At 60.0% G+C, this 10,980-nt stretch carries 9 protein-coding genes; 2 read left to right on the forward strand and 7 right to left on the reverse strand.

The window, feature by feature from the left end:
- The first annotated feature begins 207 nt into the window (after positions 1 to 207).
- The gene (locus GOW09_RS15060) at positions 208 to 648 is read left to right on the forward strand and encodes a rhodanese-like domain-containing protein (RefSeq protein ID WP_171119614.1); all 441 of its coding nucleotides are present in this window, start codon (positions 208 to 210) and stop codon (positions 646 to 648) included.
- The gene (locus GOW09_RS15065) at positions 645 to 1,469 is read left to right on the forward strand and encodes a PHB depolymerase family esterase (protein ID WP_171119438.1); all 825 of its coding nucleotides are present in this window, start codon (positions 645 to 647) and stop codon (positions 1,467 to 1,469) included. Before GOW09_RS15060 ends, GOW09_RS15065 begins: the two co-directional genes overlap by 4 nt.
- Here the strand turns inward: GOW09_RS15065 and mdoH are convergent, their stop codons facing one another.
- The 7 genes from mdoH to GOW09_RS15100 all read right to left on the reverse strand — a co-directional run bounded on the left by mdoH (position 1,470) and on the right by GOW09_RS15100 (position 10,957).
- Positions 1,470 to 3,341: a glucans biosynthesis glucosyltransferase MdoH gene (gene mdoH / locus GOW09_RS15070; RefSeq protein WP_171119439.1), complete on the reverse strand. Its 1,872-nt coding sequence runs from the start codon at positions 3,339 to 3,341 to the stop codon at positions 1,470 to 1,472.
- On the reverse strand, positions 3,338 to 4,837 hold the full coding sequence (locus GOW09_RS15075; RefSeq protein WP_171119440.1) for a glucan biosynthesis protein: 1,500 nt from the start codon (positions 4,835 to 4,837) through the stop codon (positions 3,338 to 3,340). The genes mdoH and GOW09_RS15075 overlap by 4 nt, the downstream gene beginning before the upstream one ends.
- A complete protein-coding gene (locus GOW09_RS15080) occupies positions 4,834 to 6,051 on the reverse strand; it encodes an OpgC family protein (RefSeq protein ID WP_171119441.1) in 1,218 nt (405 codons plus the stop codon). The genes GOW09_RS15075 and GOW09_RS15080 overlap by 4 nt, the downstream gene beginning before the upstream one ends.
- A 28-nt stretch (positions 6,052 to 6,079) precedes the next feature.
- Positions 6,080 to 7,450 carry a tetratricopeptide repeat protein gene (locus GOW09_RS15085; protein ID WP_171119442.1) on the reverse strand — a complete coding sequence of 457 codons (1,371 nt, stop codon included), beginning with the start codon at positions 7,448 to 7,450 and terminating at the stop codon, positions 6,080 to 6,082.
- A 179-nt stretch (positions 7,451 to 7,629) separates the two neighbouring features.
- The gene (locus GOW09_RS15090) at positions 7,630 to 8,814 is read right to left on the reverse strand and encodes a CaiB/BaiF CoA-transferase family protein (protein ID WP_171119443.1); all 1,185 of its coding nucleotides are present in this window, start codon (positions 8,812 to 8,814) and stop codon (positions 7,630 to 7,632) included.
- The gene (locus GOW09_RS15095) at positions 8,801 to 10,420 is read right to left on the reverse strand and encodes a thiamine pyrophosphate-binding protein (RefSeq protein ID WP_171119444.1); all 1,620 of its coding nucleotides are present in this window, start codon (positions 10,418 to 10,420) and stop codon (positions 8,801 to 8,803) included. The genes GOW09_RS15090 and GOW09_RS15095 overlap by 14 nt, the downstream gene beginning before the upstream one ends.
- 78 nt (positions 10,421 to 10,498) lie before the next feature.
- The gene (locus GOW09_RS15100) at positions 10,499 to 10,957 is read right to left on the reverse strand and encodes a DUF302 domain-containing protein (protein ID WP_171119445.1); all 459 of its coding nucleotides are present in this window, start codon (positions 10,955 to 10,957) and stop codon (positions 10,499 to 10,501) included.
- Positions 10,958 to 10,980: the final 23 nt, after the last annotated feature.

Raw genomic sequence — 10,980 nt, forward strand, 5'->3', positions numbered from 1 at the left:
TATTTTCCCGACTGTCCAGATATTGTAACTTTTTTACAGAGTCCTATAGGCCGCATCAAAAACTCTGCAAGGATTCGAAAAAATGACGTGATCTTGATGCGGGTCGGGTTTTTCGACGCCCCGGTTTCAGACCATCTGTGATAGAACACATGTCAGCGAACAGGAGGCTGAATCTTGGCCGAGAAAGTGAACCGAGTCCGAAGATGGATGTTGATCGGCGCATGCGCGGCGATTGCAGGCGGGTTTGCGATCAGGGAATACCGTTTGATCCCCGAAGACCACGGCGGCGGCCGGATAACGGTTGCCGAGGCCCATGAGCAGGCCTCGAAGGGAAACGTTCTGTTGATCGATATCCGCACGCCGCGTGAATGGCGCGCATCGGGCATTGGCGAAGGTGCCGTGCCGCTGGACATGCGGCGCGAGGATTTTGTCAAAGCACTGACGGAATTGGCTGGCGGCGATCCGGCGACCCCGGTGGCCTTGATTTGCGCGCGCGGCGTGCGCTCGGCGCGCCTGAGCAACCGCCTGATCGAAGCTGGATTCACCAATGTGATCGACGTGCCCGAGGGTATGTTGGGTTCGGCCGCAGGGCCGGGATGGGTTCGGGCCGGATTGCCGGTGCGCAAATATGATGAGGATGCAGGATGATCCGGGAATTCAGTCTGGCGTTGGCCTTGGCAGTGACCGGGCAAATCGCTTTCGCGGGGTGTGCCGGACAAGAGGATACCTGTGAGACACCCATGGGTGCCTATCACATCGAACTGCCCGACGCGGACAATGCGCCCATGGTGGTGTTCCTGCATGGGTATGGCGGCAGCGGGTCGGGCACGATGCGCAATCGCGGGATGGTCGAGCCGCTGCTGGAGCGCGGCTATGCGGTGATGGCCCCTGAGGGGTTGGAAAGGCCCGACCGGGGCGGCACCAAAAGCTGGAATTTCTATCCCGGTTTTGGTGAGCGGGACGAAACCGCCTTTCTGACCGAAGCGGTGCAAGACGCGGCACGGCGGTTTGGCATCGACACTGACCGTGTCCTGCTGGGCGGGTTTTCCGCCGGAGCCTTCATGGTCAACTATCTGGCCTGCGAGAGCCCCGATACGTTTTCGGCCTATGTCCCGGTGTCCGGTGGTTTCTGGCGCCCGCACCCTGAAACCTGCAACGGTCCGATCCGCATGTTCCATACGCATGGCTGGACCGACAATGTGGTGCCGCTGGAAGGGCGTTTGCTGGGCGGAGGACGCTTTCAGCAGGGAGATATCCATGCGGGTCTCGAAATCTGGCGCGATGCGAACGGTTGTGTCGATCACAAACCGACCGGGTTCAGCACGACGGGGGATTTCATGCGCCGCCGCTGGACCACATGTGCCGAAGGCAGCGCGCTGGAATTTGCTCTCTTTCCCGGAGGGCACACCGTTCCCGCGGGCTGGGCCGATATGATAGTCGATTGGTACGAAGGGCTTCCCGGCAGTTGATCACTCGGCCGGGGTCATGTTGCCTTTGCCTTCGACCAGTCGCTTCAGTTCATCGCGATAGCGGCGTGCTGACCGGGTAATGGCGGGTTCGCTGAAGTCTTCCCGCATTCCGACCATCTTGCGCGCGGCACCTGCCGAGACACCGCTGAGCGCTGACAACGGGATAGCCAGCGCCAGACTGATTGCGATCGGGGCCAGCCAGATCGACACCAGACCGGACAGGATACCGACACTCAGCGCCACTCCAATGACGGTTTCAAGCGCATGGCACAGGATCAGCGTTCGCAGACCATAGGTGCCACCGTCGCGGGCCTGAGGCGACCAGCCGCGCTGAATGCCGAAAGCCGTACGGAATACAGCGATCATCTGTTGCACCATCAGGATCGGAGCGTAAAGGATCGACAACAGAACCTCGGCCAGGAAAGAGGCAAGGAATTTGCGCCCGCCACCGAAATCCGCGTAGCGTACACCGCTCAGCGGCAGGGCCAGAACGCCCAGAACCTTGGGGGCCAACAACATCGCGTACATGACCAGAATGATCAGCACGTGGCGGGTTTCCGACATCTCGGGCCATTGCGGGAACAGAGGATTGTCGGGGCTGAAATAATGCAGGACAGAGGCATCCTGACCCTGACCGATCAGCGCCCACATCAACAATAGCGCAAACCACAACGGGGACATCAGATAGCCGACCGCGCCGTGGAACATGTGGAATCGCGATACGGCACGGAATCCGGAAGAACCCAGAAGTTTCAGGTGTTGCAGGTTGCCCTGACACCAGCGGCGGTCCCGCATGGCGTGATCGATGAGGGTCGGCGGTGTTTCTTCATATGACCCGCGAATACGCGGCAGAAATCGCACGGCCCATCCGGCGCGGCGCAGCAGGCCGGCCTCGACGAAATCGTGGCTCATGATCAGCTTGTCCTGACCGCTGAACGAACGCAGCTTGGGCAGGCCGGCGCTGGTGGCAAAGGCCTTGGTGCGGATAATCGCGTTATGGCCCCAATAGTTGCCTTCTTGCCCGCACCAACGGGCCAGACCTTCGGCAAAGGCGATGCCATAGACACCATTTGCAAATTGCTGCATCCGGGCAAAGACCGACTGTGCGCCGATCAACTGCGGATAGCTTTGAATCAAGCCCGCACCCGGATCGCATGCCAGTGCATCGGTCAGGCGATGGATCGCGCGCCCGGTCATCAGGCTGTCGGCATCCAGCACCAGCATGGTATCCCAATCCGCGCCCCAGCGGCTGACCCAGTCGGCGATGTTGCCGACTTTGCGGTCGGTATTCTGTTCGCGGCGGCGATAATACAGCTCGAGCCCGGGTGCCAGCGTGGTGCGCAGTGCTTCGACGCTGGCCTGTTCCTGCACCGCAATCTCGGGATCGCGCGTGTCCGACAGAATGAACATGGCATAGTGGTGTTTGCCGCCGCGCGCCTGAAGATCCTCCAGCATGGTGCGGGCATTGCCCAACACGTTCCAGGGGACTTCATTGTACACCGGGGTCAGCAGGGCCACCCGCAGGGGTTGCGCCGCGGTCCGGCGCTCGGGCCGTTCCTGTTTCGCCAGCGACACCATGCCCAGCAAAACGGTGCAGACGGTGAAGGAAATCCAGAAGAAGTTGAACGAAATCAAAGCCAAAAGGATGGCTTCGACCACGTTTATGCCTTCCGCGCCGAACCAGTCGCACAAGACCCACAGCAATGCCAGAGTGGCGGCCATAGCAGGCGAAAAAACCAGCGCGCGCCAGAATCCGGCAGAGGATTTGTGCTGACCGGAAGGCGCATCGGCATCCCGGAACCGTGCGCTGAAGTTTTGCGCCGGCATCGCCAGAGGCGCCTCGGGCGGCATGATATGCAGATCGCGGCTCATGTGGTCCAACGGTACAGCCAGACTTCCGAGGCAGGCTGTTTGTCTTTCAACAATTGCGCGCGTAACTCGACATGGTTGCGTTCGCCGGGCTGGAATGAAAACGCCAGGCGTGGACCACCGGTATCCGGGTTGCGCTGCAAGACGCCTTCCGAAGTTTCCGCATGTGGCGAATCCACAAAGACCGTGATTGCGCCCAGGTCCTCGAACAGTTCGCTGTCTTCAAAATCGACGACGGCCAGCCGGCCTTCGCCAAAGGTGTTCTCGCCCATCGCGGTGTTGATCACGCGCGGCATCGGTGTGCGCTGGGGTTCTTCCCCCCAGATCAGGCGATAGGACAGATCAACCTGACTGCCTGCCGCATAGGGCTCAGCGGGCCTCCAATAGGCGACGATGTTGTCATAGATTTCCTGATCTGCCGGGATCTCGACCAGCGTGACCGAGCCTTTGCCCCAGTCTTCCCGGGGCTCGACCCACAGGCCCGGGCGCTTGTGGTAATTGGCCTCGAGATCGGCATAGTCCGAAAACTGTCGTTTGCGCTGCATCAGACCAAACCCGCGCGGGTTTGTGTCGACGAAGGATGAGACCTGCAATCGGGTCGGATTGGCCAACGGACGCCACAGGACCTCGCCCGCGCCATTGCGGATCATCAACCCGTCGCTGTCGTGCACAGCAGGGCGGAAATCGTCGAACCGGCTGTGGTTGGTCTGGTCGAACAGGAACATCGAAGTTCCCGGAGCGATGCCCACATGGGACAGGTCTTCGCGCGGGAACAGCGTTGCCTCGATATCCATGATGCAATCCGCGCCCGCCGTGACGTTGAAACGATAGGCGCCGGTCACGCTGGGGCTGTCCAGCAATGCATGCACGACCATGTTGCGTTGGCCCGGTTCGGGACGCTCCAGCCAGAACCGGATGAATTCGGGGAATTCCTCGCCATCCGGATCGCCGGTTTTCAACGCCAGACCCCGCGCGGACAGTCCGTAAACCTCATGCAGGCCAATGGCGCGGAAATAGCTGGCCCCCTGCCAGACGCAGAATTCATCTGTCTTGCCGGGGCGGTGCATTTCAGTGCGCAGACGCAGGCCCGAGAAGCCCAGCGTGTCATCGATTGGCAGTTGCGGCACGTCTTCGGACTTGTCGAACATTTCCAGATCGAAGGCGACCGGCTTGGTCATGCCGTTCTCGACCGTTTCCACCTTGACGGTGCGCGGGAAGTACAGGCCGGGGGTGAAGAAATCCACGTTGAAGGGCGTCTCGGTTTCATACCACAGCGCCCGGTCAAGCCGGAACCGGATGGAACGGTATTGCTGATAGGTCAGGTCCTGCCATTCCTGCGGTACCATCTCGCGTTCCACATAGGGGCGGCTGGCCAGATCGCGGGCCATTTCGATCACATAGTCGCGGTCAAAAGGCGTCTCACCGCCCGTCGCATAGGCGGATGGAGCGAAGGCCAAAGCAGTCGTCGAGACGAGGAATGCGCGACGGGTAAAATTCATTTCTTCGACTTCCAGGGTTGTGACTTGAACCAAGCTGCCAGATAGGCAACGCCGATGATCATCGCAAACCCAATCATGTTGGCGACAAAAACAGTGGCGACATCCCGCCCAGCCTGATCCAGCGCGACGCCGATCAACCGGGCCGCGGCCATGGAAAACACAAAAACGGCAAGGGATTGCTGGCCGACCTTGGTGATAACGGCCAGCAGGAATTGCCAGATGCGTGCGCCCACACCATGACCCGTCGCGATCAGGCGGTGGCCGTGCTCGCCCGCTGCAACCCATCCCAGATAGGCCAGCGACAGAAAGTGGACATATCGAAGAAGGCCGAACTCGGTTTTGCCACGCAGCTCTTCGGTCAGGGGCCAGCCCTTGCGGATCACTGCGCCAAGCTCGGGTGCAGCCGTGTTGATCCAGGTGAAGACTTTCCATGACCCGAACGGGGCTGACAAAACGACAAAGGCAATCGCCACCCAGATCAAGGATTTCGACACGGGCGGGGCCGGAATCCAACCGCGCATGAAGGCGAAGCCGGTGAAAAACAGCAATTGCCATCCGAAGGGGTTGAAGAACCACTGGCGCTCGGACCAGGGTTCGGCGGGAAGGGCAAGCGCGCCGGTTTGGGCGATGAACCAGATGGCCACGCAAACTGCCGCCATCAGCCAGAAACTGACGCGGTAGAGCGCCATGTAAAGCGGCATCAGCGCCAGTACGACCAGATACATCGGCAGGATATCGAAGTAGTTCGGCACATAGGTCAGTGTGAAAATCCCGACCAATTGCGGGGCCGGGTCATTGAAGAAATGCTGAAGGTTCAACGACGAGACATAGGTTTTCTCGAACGCGCCGGTCTGATCCAACGCGGCCATTGTCATTGCAACAAAGAAGAACAGGGCAATATGCGCCCAATAGACCTGCCAGATGCGGTAGGCCACTCGGGCGGTGCCCATCCACCATCCTTTGCGTAGAAATGCCCCGCCAAACGCAATGGCCGAGGCCATGCCCGAGCAGAACACAAAAATCTCGGTAGCGTCCGAGTACCCAAAGCGGGCAGGAATCCACTTTGCCCAGGGATCGTTGGGAATATGGGCGATCAGAATGATGAACATCGCGATGCCGCGATAGAAATCCAGACGCGGATCACGCGCACTGGCAGGGGCTGCGGCCGGGGCCGCAGCGGGTACAAAATCAGAAGCGGGCGATATGGTCGCCATACGTTTTCTGTCCTTCTTGGTCTTCTTGTTATTCGGCGGGGACGCTTTGGACGTCACCGCTGTCGCGGGCCGCGTCGATCAGGGCGCGACGCGCGATGGCATAATTGTCTTCGCCCCCGGCGCGCTTGGCGCGACGGTCATCCAGAATGCGTTCCACCGCGTCCAGGCGACCAGCGCGCAGGCCGGAATCAATGGTAATGCGTTCAAATACATCACGTTGCGCGTGGCTGCCACCGGCCAGTTGCATGGAATCGCGCGCCGCCAGCAGATGATCAAACGCCGTTCCATAATGGCCGTCACCAAAGGCCTCCAGGCCCATGGCCGCAGCGATACCTGGGTCTGCCATGCGGCGGGTGGCGTCGTCGTCGGCGCGGGCCGCATCCTTGTTCATGCGGTTCAGCATCTTGGCCGTGGCATCGGCGCGATTGTCACCGGTCAGTGCCAGCAGATAGTGCAGATCGGCAAAGATCAGGCAGCCGTCTTCAGTACGCGCTGCACTTAGATCAGCCAGCTCTTCCCAGCGATTTCCGACATTCACGCCCTCAAGTTCAAGCCGCATCAGCAGCGAAGTACCGTTCGAGATGTCACGATAATCGTCGGTTTTGTCCTTGCGGATATGGTTGTCATACAGTTCCATCACCTGATCGACCTGACCCAGATCCAGATGCATCAGTGCCTTGTGCCACCACACGTGGTACCGGAAGTTGTTGCAGTGGGCCCAGGCCGCCTCGCGCCCGGCCAGCCAGTCAAGGCCCAGCTGCGCATTGCCCGTCATCTCATGGACATGGGCCACCGCGTGCAGGCCCCAGGCATCATCGGACACCATCCACAGCGCCTGACGGCCCGCGATTTCGGCCTTTTCATAAGCGCCTGTTTCTTCCAACGCGAAGGAATGACAGCCCAGCAGATAGCCGCGCCCGGGGTGGTCCGGCTCATATGCGGGCATCACCCGCTCGATCGAGCGGCGCATTCCGTTTGCATCGCCCAGAACAAAGCGGGTCGCATGGCTTAGTTTCATCGCCAGAGTGTCCTGCGGATGGTCACGCAGAATCGCTTCGAATTTCTGAACCGCCTGTGCCTGCTGTCCGGCCAGATACAGGGCCAGCGCATCTACGTAGAGACGTTCGCGTTCAGTTGCAGGTTGACGTTCCATCGCCGCGTTGGCAGCAGCCAGCGCTTCGACAGCAACCGCCATCATCTCGCGCCGCCCAAGCAGCGCCATGAACAGACCTTTGACCGCTTGACCCAGCGCGAAGTCGGGCTCGAGTTCCAGCACTTTGCCCAAGTGCTGCGGCGTGACAGCGGCATGAGCCATGAACCCAAGCAGAACACCATTCCACGCTTCGACTGCCGCCGGCTGGGTCAGGGTGTTCATCTGTCCGAAAACGTCTTGTTTCATACTTGGGTCCAATCTGATTGCGATATTTGACACTGTTCGATGTACCAGAGTGTGCGAGAGGGACGTAACAGTATCGACGCTGCTCTCGAATTGGTGAAATGACGTGTGCGAAAAAGATGAAAAAAACCGCCGATTCAAGGGCATGTTTCAGCGACTTGCCGCCTAAATGTGCAAGTATTTCAATCCTCGAACGGGTTTTCGGCGCTCAGAACAGCCTCAGTATCGGCCCCACAGACCGGCGGGGCGTTACGATATGTTACAGGTGTCCGAGACAGGTTCAGAGGATTCCCGATCAGGTTGACCTGACCCGGCTGGGCCTGCATGGCAATCTGCATCTGTCTTGCGGCCACTTGTTCCGTGTTGAACACCTGATCCAGCGTCTGCACCGGGCCGACGGGCACTTTGACAGCCTCCAGACCGGAAATGACGGTCTGGGTGTCCAGCGCCTTCACAGCGGGGCGAAGAATCGAATTCAGCGCGTCACGATGCTCCAATCGGGCCGGGTTGGTCGCGAATCTCGGATCGTCTGCCAGTTCAGGAGCATTGATGAAGTTGCAGAGTTTTCTGAACTGGCCGTCATTTCCAACCGCGAGAATCACGTGCCCATCGGCGGTTTCGTAGACGTCATAAGGGACGATGTTGGGGTGCCCGTTTCCGCGTCTTTGCGGAACGTTGCCTGACGTCAGATAGTTGACGCCTTCATTGATCAGCCAGGCGATCTGAGAATCCACCAGCGCCAGATCGATCTGCTGGCCCTCGCCGGTCAAGTCGCGGTGGCGCAGCGCGGCCAGGATACCCACGGTTGCATACATTCCGCACATCACGTCGGCGATGCCAACACCCACCTTCATGGGCGCGCCCTCGGGGTCGCCGGTCAGCGACATGATCCCGCCATAGCCCTGCGCCATCAGGTCATAGCCAGGCTTGCTGGCATTCGGGCCGGTTTGGCCGTAGCCCGAGATTGAACAGTATACGAGGCTTGGAAACTCTTGCGACAGGGTGGCATAGTCCAGCCCGTATTTGGCCAGCCCGCCCGGTTTGAAGTTCTCGATCAGGATGTCCGCATGTGACGCCAAGCGTTTGATTTCCGCCTGACCCTTGGCCGAGGAGATATCCAGCGCGACGGATTTCTTGTTGCGGTTGGCAGACATGAAATAGGCGCTCAGATCCGAGCGGTTGCCCTCGGCATCGCTCACGTAGGGCGGACCCCATTGCCGCGTGTCATCGCCCCCGGTTTCCGGGTTTTCGATCTTGATGACGCTTGCGCCCAGATCGCCCAGAAGCTGCGTGCATGTTGGGCCTGCCAGGATCCGGCTAAGGTCCAGAACCTTGACACCCTTCAACGGGCCTTCAGATGCGGCCATCATAGCCTCCACGCTCAACTTCAGCAGCAATCACCGTAAATGTATCAGCCTTTACAGCAGCTTCCAGTGCGGCGTGCAACTCTGCCCTGTTGCGAACCGTATGGCCATTGCCGCCAAAGGCCCGGCCCATGGCGGCAAAATCATGATGGCCGAAATCCACGCCCGTGTTGCGCATCTGTCGCTGGCGTTGTTTCAGCTCGATCAGGGCAAGGCTGGCATCCACGATGACCAGAAAAATCGGGTTGCCGCCCATTTCAGCCGCTGTCGACAACTCGCCCGCAACCATCAGGAACCCCGCATCCCCCGAGAAGCTGATCACCGGGCGGTCGGGTTCGGCCAGTTTCAGGCCAATGGCCATGGGTACGGCGCATCCCATCGTGCACAAAGCCGAGGACTGGATCAGCCCGCGTTCTTCGCCGCACGCCCACATCTGGCTCAACAGAATGCGGTGTGCGCCGCTGTCGGCCGTGGCCAGTGTTTCAGGCGGCAGGACAGCACGGGTTTCGGCAATGACGGCAGCGGGCCCCCAGCTTTCATCGGTGGGGAAGGCCTTTGCCAGCGCGGCTTTGACCTGCTCGGGTTCGTTGCCCGGCCATGTTTCACGGGCCGGGTTGCCTTTGGCTATTGCCTCCAATGTCTCGCCCGTGTGGGCAACAAGGTTCAATCCAGCCTGATGCATGTAGTGGTCGTTGACCACGGCAGAGATATCGATGACGCGCTTTTCATCCGGATCCCAGATCTCACGCCAGCCGGGGCGCATTTCGATCGGGTCATATCCCAGGCACAATACCAGATCCGATTGTTCGATCAGAGGCACAAGATGCTTGTCAGCCAGCGGCGACAGCCCCGCGCCGCCCAGACAAAGCGCGTGATCCTCGGGCACGACGCCTTTGGCCTTGTAGGTCGTCACGAAAGGAATGCCAAAATGCTCCAGGAACGCCTGCACGACACTGCGCGAGTCGTCATAGAGGACATCCAGGCCGATGATGGCGATAGGGCGTTCGGCCTCGGCCACCCAGCGACGGGCCTTCTCAAGGCATTCACCACCGGGGCTGACCGGCGCGACCTTGGCCAGCCGGCGGCGTTTCACGTCGTTAACAGGCGTGTCGGCAACCGAGATCGGGACGTCGATATGAACCGGGCCGGGTCGTGGCTGCATGGCCAGTGACACCGCCTTGTCGGCAATGATATCCGCGCCTTTGGCCGTTAGCGTATAAGTGCCTTTGGTGATCGCGCGATAAACCCGGCTGTGATCCATGACCTGATGGGTATAGGTCAACGCTTCGTCCGCATCGACGCATCCGGTCAGAACGACCATCGGCACACGATCCTGCAAAGCGTTCGCCACCACATTGACCCCGTTCATTGCGCCCGGACCCAGAGTGGCGACCAGAATCGCAGGTGCACCGTCGCGATGATGAACGGCCTCGGCCATGAACCCGGCAGAGTTTTCGTGCTTGGTCAGATGAAAGGTGATCCCAGCCTTTTCCAGCGCATCGACCAGCGTCAGGACCTCGCCCCCCGGCATCCCGAATGCGTTTCGGCACCCCGCTTCATAAAGGCGTTGGGCCAGAATATCCGCAGCGCGGGGCGAGGGGTCTTGCATCAGTCATGCTCCGATAAAACCGTTTCAAGCAGATTGCGGAGGACGTTCCCGGACGCAAGGCGGTTCACGCCAGTGTGACTATTTGACTGCGCGTTCAGCGATCGATTGAAACGTCGAGTCAAGTTCGGCCGCAATATCCATCAGGTTCTGCCCACCTTCCGAGACGTAGGGCGCAAAGACGAAACTGGGGGTTTTATACGACAGGTTCGCCGTCCCGTCTTTGTTCTCGGTAACGTAAAACCGGATCGGGGCCTCGATCATCGCGTGGACCGAGGTTTCCAGAACCCGCACGGCGTAGTCATTGTTGAAAGCGCCGATCACGCGATTTCCGGGAATCGATATCCCACGTGCTGCCGCCGCTTTGGTCGGGCCCGCCTGAGTCACGACGATCAGCCCGTTTTCCTTGATCGCGGCTTTGGTTGCGTCAACCAGTTCTGCATACGGTTTCTGGGTTGGGTATACGGCCCAGCCCTCGGGCGCATCCTGAGCCCACAGAGGCAACGCGATCAGGCAGAGCAGGGGAATGAAGGCTTTCATCAACGCGTCTCCGGTATCTTGCT

This window comes from Ruegeria sp. HKCCA5463 (assembly GCF_013034175.1).
Classification (GTDB): domain Bacteria; phylum Pseudomonadota; class Alphaproteobacteria; order Rhodobacterales; family Rhodobacteraceae; genus Ruegeria.

Bases quoted from the DNA above. Each gene is read 5' to 3' on its own strand.
- GOW09_RS15080 (WP_171119441.1), bottom strand. From the start codon at position 6,051: ATGGCGACCATATCGCCCGCTTCTGATTTTGTACCCGCTGCGGCCCCG.
- GOW09_RS15065 (WP_171119438.1), top strand. From the start codon at position 645: ATGATCCGGGAATTCAGTCTGGCGTTGGCCTTGGCAGTGACCGGGCAA.
- mdoH (WP_171119439.1), bottom strand. From the start codon at position 3,341: ATGAGCCGCGATCTGCATATCATGCCGCCCGAGGCGCCTCTGGCGATG.
- GOW09_RS15100 (WP_171119445.1), bottom strand. From the start codon at position 10,957: ATGAAAGCCTTCATTCCCCTGCTCTGCCTGATCGCGTTGCCTCTGTGG.
- GOW09_RS15075 (WP_171119440.1), bottom strand. From the start codon at position 4,837: ATGAATTTTACCCGTCGCGCATTCCTCGTCTCGACGACTGCTTTGGCC.
- GOW09_RS15090 (WP_171119443.1), bottom strand. From the start codon at position 8,814: ATGGCCGCATCTGAAGGCCCGTTGAAGGGTGTCAAGGTTCTGGACCTT.
- GOW09_RS15085 (WP_171119442.1), bottom strand. From the start codon at position 7,450: ATGAAACAAGACGTTTTCGGACAGATGAACACCCTGACCCAGCCGGCG.
- GOW09_RS15060 (WP_171119614.1), top strand. From the start codon at position 208: ATGTTGATCGGCGCATGCGCGGCGATTGCAGGCGGGTTTGCGATCAGG.
- GOW09_RS15095 (WP_171119444.1), bottom strand. From the start codon at position 10,420: ATGCAAGACCCCTCGCCCCGCGCTGCGGATATTCTGGCCCAACGCCTT.